A 14862-nucleotide genomic window follows, 5' to 3' on the forward strand; every position below is an offset into this window, starting at 1 on the left:
CGTTTTGTGACAAAATGCTTTTTGGCACACTACTTGCAATGTATAATGGTATACAGAGAGGAATAAGAACCGTCGTCCGCTTTCGGTAGGAGAGACCGAGAGTTAGAAAAATAGCAATTTTATTATTTTTACCCATACTATATAAATAATTAATACAGAGATAGAAGATGGCGAAAGCTGCGTACAGAGTGGAGATTAACCGATATGAACGGATTTAACGCGGGCGAAGGTTCTTATTCTATTGAGGATACCCTTATTTTCTTGTAAAATAAGGGTATCTCTTCATTTCAAGGAGGTTTGCTTATGCCGGAAGTTGTTGCGCATTCTCTCAGTCAGGAGCTGCTTGCTCTGTTGCGCCATGAACGGTTTGCTATGCTGTCTACGATTAGTAAACAGACAGGAAGTCCGTATACGAGTGCGCTTTCCTGGGTGTATGCGCTCGATTGTTCTACTTTGCGTTTGGCGGTTAATAGCAAATCATCCATCATTGAGAACATAGCTGCGAATTCTCGGGCAGCACTTAATGTGTTTGCGGCGGGGTCGTTTTATGCGATCAGTGGACAGGCGCGTATTGTACAGGAGCGGATGGAGGGTGTACCGCTTAAACTGACCCTCATTGAGCTTACTATTGCCGAAGTGCGTGACGTTATGTTTTATGGTTCACGTATTGCCACAGAGCCGCAGTATGTCAAAACGTATGATGAGCAGGAAGCAGAAAAATTGGATATGCAAGTTATGAACGCGTTAAAAAATGCCTAGTCGAGCCGACCGGGCATTTTTTTGTGCAAATTTGCTAGTGCTGTCCTGGATTGCGGGCAGGTGCCTGTGGAATGATGCGTCCCGCGATATCGGCTAACTCTTCGGCGAATCCTGAAATGGGACGACCACGCATAATGTCTTCGTTCATTTCACGAAGGCGTTGTACAATATCCGCATCTGCTGTAACAAGAGCATGTGCTCCATGTGGATCTTTTTGCAGAGCTTCCGCAACCGAATACTTAACGGTGCCAACCCGTGATCGGTCAAGCTTTGCATCGACGTTAATACCGACAATAGCGGTATTGCCGAATACGATGGCAGTTGCACTATTCACCTTTGGCACGCGTGAAGCGATGGTTGATAGGTGTTTCGCCACAGCGGTTGCGTTTTGTGGCGTGGGCGCTTCGGGTGCTGTTTGCTGAACGCGTTGTGTTTTCGCAGGCGCAGATTTTTCCGGTGTATTTTTAGAGGTGCAGGCTGTACACAGCACGAAGAGACAGAGGAGGGCCAATAGTCGTTTCATCATGGATCACCCTTTCACGTGGAACAGATCGTTTTCAGGCGTAGTGTGTCACAGAATGCTTGGATGTATGCACGAGTTTTTCCTTCTAGATTATTTTTTGTCACATACACTATCAACAAACCTCCGGAAACCATACAGTAAAGTAAGTGATGGTAAGAAATTCAATAAAATGGATGTTGCCATTAGCTTTACCAGCCGTACACCCGGTTCGGTTGTCGGCTGGATGCTTATATACATTGCCCGGGAGGCGAGATATTGAAAAAAATCTACGTCTTAGACACGAATGTATTGCTGCAAGATCCGCTAGCGATTTTTTCATTTCAGGACAACAATATTGTTCTACCTGCTGTTGTGCTAGAAGAAATCGATTCCAAAAAGCGACTGATGGATGAAATCGGAAGAAATGCAAGGTATGTGGCCAAACTGCTTGACACCCTTCGGCTTAAAGGGCAGCTTCATAAAGGGGTTACGATGGACAACGGTGGTGATCTGCGCGTTGAGCTAAATCATCGGTCATTTGCCCGCATGCAGGAGATGTTTCTTGATGCGACGAATGACAATCGAATTCTGGCTGTGGCCCTCAATCTGCATACTGAAGAGCAGCAGAAGGAAAAACCGTGTGCTGTTGTTCTTGTCACGAAGGATGCGCTTCTGCGAGTTAAGGCAGATGCACTTGGCCTTCCTGCTGAAGATTTTTTATCAGATCGTGTAGTACATGAATTCTCTAGCTTGTATAAAGGATACACAACGCTTTCGGTATCGGTGGATGTGATTCAGAAGTTTTATGGTCCAGGTCCATTCGACATCAAGAAGCATTTACCGCAGTATGGCTTTTTACCGAATGAATTCCTTATTTTGAAAGACGAGCTGGGCTCTTCTTCTTCGGCAATTGGTCGAGTTAGCAGTGATAGCCGTTATTTGCTGCCGCTTGTATTCGGGGATGAGATCGTTTGGGGAATAAAGGCGCGTAATGCGCAGCAGAAAATGGCGATGGAACTTCTCTTGAATAAAGACATTCCGCTCGTTACGTTGACTGGAAAAGCAGGTACAGGGAAAACACTTTTGTCACTTGCGGCTGGTTTGATGCAAATTGAAGACGAGCATGCCTACAAGAAGCTGCTGGTGGCGCGTCCGATTGTGCCGCTTGGCAAAGATCTTGGTTACTTGCCGGGTGAGAAAGAGGAGAAGCTGCGCCCGTGGATGCAGCCGATCTACGACAATCTTGAATATCTCTTCAACACGAAGCATTCGAGTGATCTTGACAAGATTCTAGCCGGGCTTGGCAGTATCCAGGTAGAAGCGCTTACGTACATTCGAGGGCGCAGCATACCGGAGCAGTTCATTATCGTGGACGAAGCACAGAACCTGACCAAGCACGAAGTCAAAACGATTCTGACTCGGGTGGGTGATAACAGTAAAATTATTTTGATGGGTGATCCGCAGCAGATTGACCATCCGTATCTTGATGAAGTGAACAATGGATTAACATACGTAGTTGAGATGTTCAAGCAGCAGAAAATGTCTGGACATATCACGCTGCATAAAGGAGAGCGTTCTAATCTCGCTCAGCTGGCCGCTGACCTGCTGTGAGAATTTAGAACCGTAGTCCAAACTGTGTCAGGGGTGGAATCGGGCGAGCGTACTGAAGTGACAATGCTTGGTTTGATTCCATTCCTGTGCTTCTGCATGCACGAATGTAAAAAAGATGATACACTGAAGAAAACATAACAGGAGGGCATCATGCGTATTCATACTTTTCCGCTAGGGCCGCTACAGACGAACTGCTATGTAGTAGCCAATGAGCTGACGAACGAAGCGATTATTATTGATGCGGGTATGCAGCCGCGTGCACTGCTAGAATGTGCAGCCGACTATCAGGTGCAGGCAATTCTACTTACACATGCACATTTTGACCATATGGGCGGTCTTGATCTGATCCGCAAAAAGACAGAAGCGCCGGTATACATCCATGCAAATGAACAGGAATGGCTGACGAATCCAGACTTGAACGGATCTTCCCGCTGGCCGATGATTGAAGGCGTGATGCAGACAGATCGGGCTGAGCATGAGCTAGCAGACGAACAGGTTCTCTCTCTTGCCGGATTCCAGATTCGCGTGCTGGCAACACCAGGGCATACACCGGGAGGCGTGTCGTTTTTGATCGATGATCATTTGTTTAGTGGGGATACATTGTTTGCGCATTCTATTGGACGGACTGACCTGCCGGGTGGCAGCTATGAACAGCTAATTACAAGTATTGAAGAGAAGCTTATGCCGCTTGCGCCGGAGACACGAGTTTATCCAGGGCATGGGTCTGGGACGACGATTGGGTTTGAAAAAGTACATAATCCGTTTATTAACGGAAACAACTAGGCAGAGATAACAAAGTAAGAAATGTATGAGATGAGCACATCTCGAGATAAGTGGATGTGCTCGTTTTTTGTGTACAATTTTTCTTTAAATTGTTGCAAAATATGATATGATGTTCATGCAAATAGGTAGGCCCCGTCTAATTACTAGGCTAACTGTAAGTGAGGCAACATATCATGAATGATAAAACAAAGTACGCATATGCAGAAGAGCACATTAAGCTTTTGCGGCTGTTGAATCAGGTGAACGCAGAAATAGCAGGCACGACCAAACTGGAACGGGCTCTTGCTGTGATTGGAGATGCTATCTGGTGTGGGATTGGGGCAGGTACGTGTGTATCGCTGTTGGAAGAAGAAGAAAAGAACTTGCAAGTATGGTTGAATACTGATCATAAAGAGAGTCGATATTGCTACGTGCTTCCAGACGAGGCTATAGAGCGTCAGGTAATGGAGACTGGGCAGCCGCAAACGTTATATCCACGACGTGAATTGTCGGGTGTTGCGTTGCTGCCGCTTCTAGATTATGGAACAGTTTGGATGTATCCGGTTTCATGTGAAGGAGAAACACTTGGTGTGCTGTATGTGTTTCATAAACAGGAATATGACCTTCCGGAGCATAGTAAGGAGTTTCTTACTCACTTGGCAGTCCGCCTTGGCATTGCAGTTTATAATTGGAGACGACAGGAAGAGATTTTGTATAAGCGTCGCAAGCTCCAGTTTCTTTACACCATGATGGACGTAGCGGCTGACGCGGAAGCGACTATAGAGGATGTGCTTGAAGTCGTTCATTCACAGATTTCGAGTACATTCGGATTCAGCAGGGTAATGATCGGACTTCTTGATGAGAACGAGCATCGGATTCGAATTGCACGTGCCAGCGGGTTTGTGCCGGAGGAGTGGGTACAGGAACTCGTTCTGCCTGCTCATCTAGGAGATACCCGGCATGAAGAAGCGTTTCGCACCGGATTGCCAGTCGTGGTGCAGGATGCTAAACATGATACTCGCTGTCTTGGAGCAGCCCAGCAGCTTGAGCTATACAGCGCGGTGGCTGTTCCGATTATGTACAAAGAGCAGGCGCTCGGCATTATTTATGTAGACAGTGGGGATTATCGGCGATTTTCTGAGCTTACGCTTCAGTTTCTGACATCCATTGCCCGTCAACTTGGTATCGTATTGATGAATACACGTCAGTATGAGTATATTCGTCAGCTAGCGATTACAGATGGATTGACAGGACTTCATACTCGCCAGTATTTTTCAGAACGGTATCAGGAGGAGTTCGCAGCGACAAAACGCTCAGGGGATCCGCTCTGCTTGATTATGCTTGACATTGATGACTTCAAGAAAATTAATGATACGAACGGTCACCTTGTGGGAGACCGGGTACTGGTGCATGTATCTCATATGCTTCAGACACAAGTGCGAGTGTCTGATACGGTTGCGCGCTATGGTGGAGAAGAACTTATTGTACTTCTTCCCCGGACAACGCTTGAGCAGACCTGTATGATTGCGGAACGTATACAGCAATCCTTTTTAGACTTACCTTTTCCGTTTTTGGTGACGGCTAGTATCGGTATTGCGGCTTATCCAGAGCATGGGATTGAGAGAGAGATGCTTCTGATGAAAGCGGATGATGCGATGTATCGTGCCAAGCATGAGGGGAAAAATCAAATTCGTATCGCCCGCTAATTTGGCGGGCATTTTTTTATAAGGCATGATAAAACGCCACCCTGGGGTAAGGGTGGCGTTAGGGGGAGGGTTAGAAATTAGGGTTAAATCAAAATAGGGTTAGGGAAATGTCCCTGGGTTTTACATTTGGGATGTTGTCTATAGTATAAAATAAATTTATTAACTATGTCAATAGTGAAAAATAGAGGGGGAGAAGATGAGGAAACCAGGTGCGTATACCCGATTGAGCGAGCAGATTAGTCAGAGTCCGACAGGTAGTATTTCTTTTCGTATGTTTATGGAGACCGCTCTTTATGATCCGCATGTTGGATACTACTGTCAGGAAAAAACGAAGGTTGGAAAAGGTGGAGATTTCTATACGAGTGTGTCAGTTGGTTCTGTATATGGAGAGACATTGGCCCATGTGATTGCTGATATGCTACATAATCTTCCGGTTGATCGTATGTGCAGCATTGTGGAGATGGGGGGAGGAAGCGGCTCACTTGGAGCAGCTGTGCTTGGAGCGCTAAAGGCAAAAGGAGTTTTTCATAATCGGCGTATTCGCTATGTAATGATTGAGGTAAGTCCTTATCATCGTAATCTCCAGCAGGAAGCTCTGTCCGCTTTTTCTGAAGAAGTAGAGGTATGTTGGTATGATACAATCGCTGGAGCAAAAGAAGCGATACCAGAGTTATGCGGTATACTGCTCTCGAATGAGCTGCCAGATGCGTTCCCTGTGCATCTGGTGGAGTGGAGAAATAACGAGTGGCAAGAAGTGCACGTAGCACTCGAGGTGGATGGACGTTTTGTAGAACGGCTGCTGCCTCTTGTTGATAAGGACGTGATAGCGTATATTCAGCGGGAGCGCATTCCGGCTCTGAACGGTTATCGGACGGAAGTGAACGTAGAAGCGATTTCCTGGATGAAAGAAGCGGCGTCCTGGCTGACGTGCGGGTATATGCTGACTGTTGATTATGGCTATCGGCGTGAGCAGTTGTACACGCCAAGCCGTCGTATGGGTACATTATTATGCTATCGTGAGCATACAGTCGCAGATAATCCGTATGAGCACCCAGGCGAGGCGGATATAACGTCTCATGTGAATTTTTCAGCGCTTATGGATACGGGTGAGGAAGCAGGACTTACTATGCTTAGTTTTTCATCGCAACGAGATTTTCTTATGGCAGCAGGTATTTTAACACTTCTTCAGGAGCATAGCGGAGGCGATCCATTTCGCAATCCGGCCGCCAAACGCAATCGTGCTATTATGCAGCTAATCGCAGAAAACGGTATGGGGCATGCTTTTTGTGTTCTTGTGCAGGGGAAAGGGGTAAAAGCCCCATCTTATTTGCAGGGGAAAGCATGACAAAATAAGGCTGTCTCGTTGCTGAATTCCAGCTTTTGAGGCAGCCTCGTTTGTTATGAAATCTGCAGCACTGTGTAATCACATGATTTACATCCAGCTAGCATCGAAGAATCTTCCATGAGTTTTACTTCCTCATTGAAGTACATTTCAAAGATGCCGAGTAGAAGTGCATGATGCATTTGGCAAATGCTTTCAGAATTTTTCAGCGCTATTTCTTTAAAAGTACAATTAAATACACGGAATCGTAATGTTTGGTCATCCACGACCTGAATTTCCGGGTTTAGTCCTTGCGCTAACACAAGACGCTGAATGGATTCGATTTTGTCATCGAGTGACATGTTGGATACGGGGAATCGTTCTTTCTCTAAAGCTTGACGTGCAGCTTCGTGACCAAATTTTTTCCCCATCTCATACAGGGCCTTCTGGCCGACTTCACCAAGAGAGGCGAGGGTTTCAATTGCAATGTTCGCCAGCATTTGATAGTCACGTGGTGGGAACTGAAGGCTGATCACTTGATCAGACAGTGAGTATAGTCGGCTTGGTCGGCCGCCTTTCCCTGTTTTCTCAGATGCGGAGTTGAGCAAATTGACATCCTCTAATTTGGTTAGATGCAGACGAGCCACGTTCGGGTGTATATCAAATTGCTCCGCGACTTCTTGTACCGTTACAGCACGGTGACGACCCACCACATATTGATAGATCGAGAATCGCGTGGGGTCAGCGAGCACGCTCGTCAATTTCAAAGTTTCATTTTCCATTTGGAAATCCCCCTCATCATTTCTTATATCTGGCGTTAATTATAGTATAAATACGGAAAAGGGTAAATGAAAGTTTTGTAAACACTATTGACATAGAATTAAGTGAAATAATATAATAAAGTTGCTTATTAAATCGGATGTTAATTGTTTAACTAAGGAGATGAAGGGTGATGAGTGATCATCTTACTTTCTTTACGTACCCAAGCTGCACGTCTTGTCGAAAAGCGAAGGCATTTCTGAAGGAGAAAGGCATTGAATATGATGAGCGTCATCTGTTTAAGAATCCTCCTTCTGCAACAGAGCTTCTCGAAATCATCAAGATGAGTCATAATGGAATGGATGATATTTTATCGACGCGTAGCCGCAAGTTCAAGGAGCTTGATAAAGATATTGAGGACATGACTGTGTCTGAGTTGCTTGAAATGCTGAGTGAAGAGCCGCGCTTGCTGCGTCGTCCGATTTTGTTTGACGGGGAAAAGTTAATCGTTGGATATAACCGTAGTGCCATGCAGGATTTGCTGGCATAGTATATAAGGGCTGTCCCAAAGCTGAAATATAGCATTGGGACAGCCTTTTTACTATGTGAGTTTTGTTGCCTTGCTGTATTCGTGATACTATGATGAGATGAAAAAGTAAGAAGGTGGATGAGGAGATGCAGGCATCACAAACTGTTATGCTGATTGATGGCATGTCGCTTCTGTTCCGTGGGTACTATGCGACTGCCTATAGCGGGCGCATCATGCGAACAAGTACAGGCGTGCCCGTAAATGCGATTTACGGCTTTATGAACTATTTCTTAGATGCGATGGAGACGTTCGCACCGACGCATGTCGTATGCTGCTGGGATATGGGCAGCCAGACATTTCGGACGGATCGGTATGATCAGTACAAAGCGAATCGGGGAGCGCCGCCAGATGAATTGCGCCCACAATTTGATCTGATTAAAGAGGTGATGGATAGCTTCGACGTACCGAATATTGGTCTGTCTGGCTATGAAGCGGACGATTGCATTGGGACACTAGCCCGACTGTACAGCGAAGATACAGGCACACAGGTACAGATTTTGACGGGGGACCATGATAGTCTCCAACTGTTGAAGAATAATGTCCATGTCATTATTATGAAAAAAGGGGTGTCTAATTACGCTGTATACACGCCAGAGGTCCTGTTTGCGGAGAAAGGCATTCGACCGGAACAGCTTATTGATGTAAAGGCACTGATGGGGGATTCGAGTGACAATTATCCGGGCGTGAAGGGGATTGGCGAGAAAACAGCGTACAAGCTTGTTTGTGAATATGAATCAGTACAAGGGATTCTGGACAATCTAGCTGATCTAGCTCCTGGTGTTCGGCGCAAGATTGAAGCGGAACTTGAGATGCTGCATCTGTCGCGGGAGCTGGCTGAGATTGATGTGCAGGTCCCACTTACCTGTCTGCTTGAGGATTGCCGATGGGTGCCGGATAGGGAGCGGGTACGTCAGCAGTTCGAAGCGCTGGAGTTTCGAGCATTTTTGAAGCGGCTTGGCTAGTACGGGACATGATGAATGAAGGAGTGGAGTAGATGAATACTATTTTGCTAGAGAAAAAAGACGGCATTGCACTTGTAACATTGAATCGCCCCGAAGTACGGAACGCAATCAGCTTTGAATTGGTGGAAGAATTGGATGCCTGCTTAGATGAGCTAGCAGCGGACCAAGATGTGAAAGTTGTTATCTTTACAGGCGCAGGCGATAAAGCGTTTGTATCAGGAGGCGATCTTGGACAGTTTCTATCGGTACGCACAAAGGACAAGTCGTACCCGATGCTCATGCGAGTTGGTCGCCTATTAAGCAGAATTGATCGCTTTCCTAAACCGACGATTGCGATGATGAATGGAGCAGCGATTGGAGGCGGCTGTGAATTTGCGGCTTCCTGCCGATTCCGCTTCGCAAGTAAGCAGTCGCGTATGGGATTCGTTCAGATTGGCATGCACATCATTACTGGCTGGGGCAGTGGTACGCGCCTGATGGAGAAAATCGGGACGAATAATGCATTGACGATGCTTTTGACTGGCGAGATGTTTGACGCGGAAGCAGGTCAACAGATTGGCTTTATTGACCGAGTATACGAACATGAAGCCTTGCGGGAGGAAACGTTTGCGTTCGCAGCAAAAATCGCAGCGCAGCCACTAGAAGGGATTACAGCCTATATGAAGGTTGCCAAACTTGTAGATTCTGGTCTGCCGCGCGAAGTGTGCATTGAAGAAGAGATTGATCTCTGCTCAGACATGTGGGGATCGGAAGCGCATTACGGTGTCGTGCAGAAGTTTTTGCAGAAAAAATAACGAAAAGACAACGTCCCTCTGTTTAAATCTCACAAAAGCTGGACACACTGATTTAGTAGAAAATCAGTCTATGAACTCTAGCAAGTGCATAGAGATAGTGTAAAGCCATTAGAGGTATTGAAACGGAGGGATTGACATGACAGCAGCACGTCAGGATGCTTGGACACCGGATGATGATCTGATGCTGGCAGAGGTGACGCTTCGTCATATTCGAGAAGGAAGCACGCAGTTATGTGCGTTTGAGGAAGTAGGTGAGAGGCTGAGTCGGACAGCCGCCGCCTGTGGATTTCGTTGGAACAGTGTAGTCCGAAAACAGTATGAGGATGCTATTCAACTGGCAAAATCTCAGCGTCAGGAACGCAAAAAAGCGAAGCGCAAGCTAAAACCTGCCGTTTATATGACGGAAGCAGGGGAAGAAAGTATGTATGCTATCCCTGAAGCCGATACTTCGGTTAGTATGCGCGGTGAAATGACGGAGGATCTTTCGTTTGACGTCGTAATCCGTTTTCTACGCGATCAGAAAAATGTATTCCGGCAGATGAAGCGATTGGAACGAGATATGGAAGACAGCAGGCATGAAGCGGAGGAGCTTCGCGCTGAGAACGAAAGCCTAAAAGAAGAAATAACGCTGCTAAAATCGGATTATCAAGTGGTAAACGAAGATTACAAAGCGCTCATTCAAATTATGGATCGCGCTCGTAAGATGGCGTTTCTCGGAAATAACGAAGAAGACATCGATATTAAACCTCGATTTAAAATGGACGCCAATGGCAATCTTGAGCGCGTCGATTATCGGTAACATATGAGTGCGTGAAAATCACCCCTCTTGTAATAAGACGGGTGATTTTTCTTTTTTTGATAGCGATTTCAATTTATAAAAAATTTAGAAATTACAGAAAGGAGTTTTTTTGCATATGTAGAATTCTCATATATAGGCAGTATAAAAGAGCACTCGTAATTGAGAAGGAGTGAGCATATGAAAATCAAGACTGTCCTTATTGCAAACCGGGGCGAGATTGCCCGGAGGATTATGCGAACATGCCGCGACAAAGGAATTCGGACGATTGCCGTTCATTCAGAAGCGGATGTGGATATGCCATTTGTGCGGGAGGCAGATGTAGCTGTCTGTATTGGACCGCCACCGGTTGTGCAGAGCTATCTCAATATGGAGGCCATACTTACTGTGGCGAAAGAGCACCAGGCAGATGCAATTCATCCTGGCTACGGATTGTTATCCGAGAACGGGACATTTGCCCGCCGTTGTGCGGAAGAAGGCATTATATTTATCGGGCCGGACCCGGCTGTTATGGAGGCGATGGGAGATAAAATCCATGCCCGTGCTGCTATGGTCGAGGCGGGTGTTCCCATTGTACCAGGCTATGACGGGAACATTCCAACAGCGGAGGAAGCCTGCCGTATTGCAGCGCAGATTGGCTACCCGGTCATGCTAAAAGCAAGTGCGGGTGGCGGTGGAATTGGCATGCAGATTTGCCGTAATGAAGAAGAAATTATGAAAGCGTTTCAATCGGCAAAAGGCCGTGCGAAAGCGTATTTTGGCAACGATGCGATGTTCATCGAGAAGTATATCGAGAATCCGCATCATATTGAAGTGCAGGTTGCAGGTGATGAGCAGGGGATGATTGTTCACCTTTTGGAGCGAGAATGTTCGATACAGCGCCGTCATCAAAAGGTGATCGAGGAAAGTCCATCTCCGTTCCTAGATCGGACTACTGGAGAGGCAGTATGTGCAGCTGCCGTACGTGCTGCGCAGGCGGTACACTATACCGGAGTCGGCACAGTGGAATTCATTATGGGAGAGGATAAAGCATTCTATTTTCTTGAGATGAATACGCGTCTGCAAGTTGAACATCCGGTTACTGAATCGATCACAGGGATTGATCTGGTAGAATTGCAGTTCACGATCGCGGAAGGGAATCCAATTCCGTTTGCGCAGGAAGATGTGGCAGCGCATGGGCATGCGATTGAGATGCGCATTTATGCCGAAGATCCGCATACGTTCTTCCCATCCCCAGGAACAATTGATACGTATGTTTCGCCGGAGGGAGATGGAATTCGGATTGATGATGCCGTGCAATCTGGCACAACGATCTCGCCGTTTTATGACCCAATGATCGGTAAGTTGATTGTAAGTGGCATGACTCGGGAGGAAGCGCTCCATCGAGCTAGAGAAGCTGTACAGCAGTATGAGATTACCGGGATTAAGACAAATTTGCCGATGCTTGCCGATGTGCTTGCAGACGAGCGATTTGCAGCCGGTACGTATACAACTAGCTTTGTTGAAACAATGCAACGAATTACTACAAAATAGGAGGAATTCATAATGAAACAAGTAGTCGCAAGTATGGCAGGAACAGTTATTAACGTACTCGTGAACACAGGAGATCATGTACAGGCTGGAAGCGATGTTGTGATGCTTGAATCCATGAAAATGGAAGTGCCTGTAACCGTAGAAACAACTGGCACAGTAGCAGGTGTAAAAGTTGCGATCGGAGATTTCGTAAATGAAGGGGATGTATTGATCGAGCTGGAAGGCTAGGAGGTAGAATGATGAGTGATCGGGTGAGCTTGTTTGAGGTGGGGCCGCGTGATGGATTGCAGAATGAAAAGGAAATCGTGCCAACTTCGAGTAAAATCGAACTGATTGAGCGATTAGTCAGAGCTGGTTTGCAAAAAGTAGAAGCGACTTCATTTGTGAATCCGAAATGGATTCCCCAATTAGCTGATGCGGTAGACGTAGTAGAACAAGTGCAGCGAGAGCCCGGGGTACAATATAGTGCGCTTGTTCCGAATCTTAGAGGACTTGAGCGTGCCAGACAAACACAGATAGAAGAAGTTGCAGTGTTTATGTCGGCAAGCGAGGCGCATAACAAAAGTAACATCAATAAAACGATTCACGAAACATTTCCTGTGCTGCGAGAAGTTGTAGAGGCAGCACAGGCAGATGGCATGCGAGTGCGCGGATATGTGTCCACAGCATTTGGCTGTCCGTATGAGGGAGACGTGCCACTTGCGTCTGTCGTGCGGGTGACAAGAGAATTATTCGATATGGGTGTATACGAGGTGTCGATTGGCGATACGATTGGCGTTGGTACGCCGAATGTAGTGCGGGAGCGCTTTGCGGTACTTGCAGCTGAATTCGGTGCAGCACGGTTAGCCGGGCATTTTCATGATACACGGGGAACTGGGCTTGCCAATGTATATGCGGCGCTTGAAGCAGGAATTCGTACGTTTGATAGCTCGATTGGCGGACTTGGCGGTTGTCCGTATGCACCGGGAGCATCGGGCAACATCTCGACAGAAGATGTTGTTTATATGCTGCAAGGGATGGGACTCGAAACGGGCGTATCGCTTGAGAAGCTAATCGAAGTTGGGATGTTTATGGAAGAAGTGCTTGGACGCCCGTTACCATCGCGCGTGCTTGCGGCAATGAAACATACTGTGAAAGGGGAATGCGACAATGGATACACAGCAGGCAAAGCAAACGCTTGAGCAGGCGCTACATACGCGCATCGAACAGATTCAGAAAGGTGGAGCGGAGAAATACCACGCCAAGAACAAAGAGCAGAACAAACTATTTGTCCGCGACCGCCTGCAGCTGTTGTTCGATGATGAATACCAGATTGAAGATGCACTATTTGCGAATAGTCTAGCAGGCGATCTGCCAGCAGATGGTGTTGTGACCGCAATCGGGCGTGTAAACGGTCAGAAAGTATGTGTCATGGCTAACGATTCAACGGTTAAAGCAGGTTCGTGGGGTTCACGCACGGTTGAAAAAATCATTCGCATTCAGGAAACGGCGATGAAGCTGCGTATACCAATGATCTACCTGGTTGATTCCGCTGGCGCACGCATTACCGATCAGATCGAGATGTTTCCAGGCCGCCGTGGTGCCGGACGTATTTTTTACAACCAGGTGAAAATGTCCGGCATGGTGCCGCAAGTATGTGTGCTGTTTGGACCGTCTGCGGCAGGTGGTGCTTATATTCCGGCATTTTGTGATATCGTCATTATGGTAGAAGGAAACGCGAGCATGTATCTTGGCTCGCCACGCATGGCCGAGATGGTAATAGGTGAGAAAGTTACACTCGAAGAAATGGGCGGTGCCCGCATGCATTGTACAGTGAGCGGCTGTGGGGATGTACTTGCGTCGTCTGAACAGGAAGCGATTGCGTCGGCCCGCCAGTATTTGTCGTATTTCCCGGCGAACTGTCAGCAGAAGCCGCCAGTTGTAGAGGCAAAAGTGCCAAAAGCAGATAGTCGTACAGTTGAAGCGATTGTACCGACGAATCAGAATGCTCCGTTTGATATGTATGAACTGATCCATGCGATCATTGATGAAGATTCCTTTTATGAAATCAAAAAACTGTTCGCTGCTGAGCTTGTAACGGGATTTGCCCGCATGGATGGTAAGCCAGTGGGCATTATTGCCAATCAGCCGCGTGTCAAAGGGGGCGTACTGTTTGTCGATTCCGCTGATAAATCGGCGCGCTTCATGACGCTGTGTGACGCATTTGGTATTCCGCTCGTATTCCTTGCCGACGTTCCGGGCTTTATGATCGGAACAAAAGTAGAACGTGCGGGCATTATCCGTCATGGTGCGAAGATGATCTCGGCAATGTCAGAAGCTACTGTTCCGCGAATTTCTGTTATTGTTCGCAAAGCATATGGAGCTGGGCTGTATGCGATGTCGGGCCCGGCATTTGAACCGGATTGCTGTCTGGCTCTTCCAACTGCTCAGATAGCGGTTATGGGGCCAGAAGCAGCTGTAAATGCGGTGTATAGTAACAAAATTAACGCGATTGAAGATCCGAAAGAGCGCCAGGCATTCATTATGGAGAAACGCAAAGAATATCAGGAAGACATCGATATTTATCGTCTTGCATCCGAAATGATCATTGACGGCATTATCGAGGGAAGCCGACTGCGTGCCGAGTTGATTGACCGTCTTGAGGCGTATAGTAGTAAGCAAATGACGTTCTCTGAACGGAAGCATCCGGTTTATCCTGTGTAAGCGCCTCAATATTTTGCGGGGTCGCTTTTCGCAACCGCTTCGGATATGCTATGATGAAGCATATT

General features: G+C 46.9%; 15 protein-coding genes. 13 read left to right on the top strand and 2 right to left on the bottom strand.

The window, feature by feature from the left end; genetic code table 11:
• Positions 1-303: 303 nt before the first annotated feature.
• A complete protein-coding gene (locus PO771_RS06100; protein ID WP_272562385.1) occupies positions 304-759 on the top strand; it encodes a pyridoxamine 5'-phosphate oxidase family protein in 456 nt (151 codons plus the stop codon).
• 34 nt (positions 760-793) lie between these two features.
• On the opposite strand, the gene PO771_RS06105 is transcribed toward PO771_RS06100, so the two are convergent.
• Positions 794-1285 (bottom strand): YhcN/YlaJ family sporulation lipoprotein, encoded by a 492-nt coding sequence (locus PO771_RS06105; protein WP_272562386.1) that lies wholly within the window; start codon positions 1283-1285, stop codon positions 794-796.
• 252 nt (positions 1286-1537) lie between these two features.
• Between PO771_RS06105 and PO771_RS06110 the strand changes: the two genes are divergently transcribed.
• The 4 genes from PO771_RS06110 (at position 1538) to PO771_RS06125 (ending at position 6685) form a co-directional block, all read left to right on the top strand.
• A complete protein-coding gene (locus PO771_RS06110; RefSeq protein ID WP_272562387.1) occupies positions 1538-2872 on the top strand; it encodes a PhoH family protein in 1335 nt (444 codons plus the stop codon).
• 150 nt (positions 2873-3022) lie between these two features.
• Positions 3023-3655 (top strand): MBL fold metallo-hydrolase, encoded by a 633-nt coding sequence (locus PO771_RS06115; protein WP_272562388.1) that lies wholly within the window; start codon positions 3023-3025, stop codon positions 3653-3655.
• A 173-nt stretch (positions 3656-3828) separates the two neighbouring features.
• Complete coding sequence (locus PO771_RS06120) at positions 3829-5340, top strand: diguanylate cyclase (protein ID WP_272562389.1); 1512 nt, start codon at positions 3829-3831, stop codon at positions 5338-5340.
• Positions 5341-5536: 196 nt separating this feature from the next.
• Entirely contained in the window at positions 5537-6685 is a 1149-nt protein-coding gene (locus tag PO771_RS06125) for a class I SAM-dependent methyltransferase (protein WP_272562390.1), read from the top strand.
• A gap of 53 nt (positions 6686-6738) precedes the next feature.
• On the opposite strand, the gene PO771_RS06130 is transcribed toward PO771_RS06125, so the two are convergent.
• Positions 6739-7443: a helix-turn-helix transcriptional regulator gene (locus tag PO771_RS06130; protein ID WP_272562391.1), complete on the bottom strand. Its 705-nt coding sequence runs from the start codon at positions 7441-7443 to the stop codon at positions 6739-6741.
• Between the two features lie 170 nt (positions 7444-7613).
• Between PO771_RS06130 and PO771_RS06135 the strand changes: the two genes are divergently transcribed.
• The 8 genes from PO771_RS06135 (at position 7614) to PO771_RS06170 (ending at position 14797) form a co-directional block, all read left to right on the top strand.
• Entirely contained in the window at positions 7614-7970 is a 357-nt protein-coding gene (locus PO771_RS06135) for a Spx/MgsR family RNA polymerase-binding regulatory protein (protein ID WP_096464834.1), read from the top strand.
• Positions 7971-8095: 125 nt separating this feature from the next.
• Positions 8096-8971: a 5'-3' exonuclease gene (locus PO771_RS06140; protein WP_272562392.1), complete on the top strand. Its 876-nt coding sequence runs from the start codon at positions 8096-8098 to the stop codon at positions 8969-8971.
• A 32-nt stretch (positions 8972-9003) separates the two neighbouring features.
• Positions 9004-9765: an enoyl-CoA hydratase/isomerase family protein gene (locus PO771_RS06145; protein ID WP_272562393.1), complete on the top strand. Its 762-nt coding sequence runs from the start codon at positions 9004-9006 to the stop codon at positions 9763-9765.
• Positions 9766-9901: 136 nt separating this feature from the next.
• Entirely contained in the window at positions 9902-10564 is a 663-nt protein-coding gene (locus tag PO771_RS06150; protein WP_272562394.1) for an RsfA family transcriptional regulator, read from the top strand.
• A gap of 183 nt (positions 10565-10747) precedes the next feature.
• Positions 10748-12094 carry an acetyl-CoA carboxylase biotin carboxylase subunit gene (locus PO771_RS06155; protein ID WP_272563110.1) on the top strand — a complete coding sequence of 449 codons (1347 nt, stop codon included), beginning with the start codon at positions 10748-10750 and terminating at the stop codon, positions 12092-12094.
• A 12-nt stretch (positions 12095-12106) separates the two neighbouring features.
• A complete protein-coding gene (locus PO771_RS06160) occupies positions 12107-12322 on the top strand; it encodes an acetyl-CoA carboxylase biotin carboxyl carrier protein subunit (protein ID WP_272562395.1) in 216 nt (71 codons plus the stop codon).
• Between the two features lie 11 nt (positions 12323-12333).
• The gene (locus PO771_RS06165) at positions 12334-13275 is read left to right on the top strand and encodes a hydroxymethylglutaryl-CoA lyase (RefSeq protein WP_272563111.1); all 942 of its coding nucleotides are present in this window, start codon (positions 12334-12336) and stop codon (positions 13273-13275) included.
• Complete coding sequence (locus tag PO771_RS06170) at positions 13244-14797, top strand: acyl-CoA carboxylase subunit beta (protein ID WP_272562396.1); 1554 nt, start codon at positions 13244-13246, stop codon at positions 14795-14797. Before PO771_RS06165 ends, PO771_RS06170 begins: the two co-directional genes overlap by 32 nt.
• The last annotated feature ends 65 nt before the right edge of the window (positions 14798-14862 follow it).

This window comes from Aneurinibacillus uraniidurans (genome assembly GCF_028471905.1).
Lineage (GTDB): Bacteria > Bacillota > Bacilli > Aneurinibacillales > Aneurinibacillaceae > Aneurinibacillus > Aneurinibacillus uraniidurans.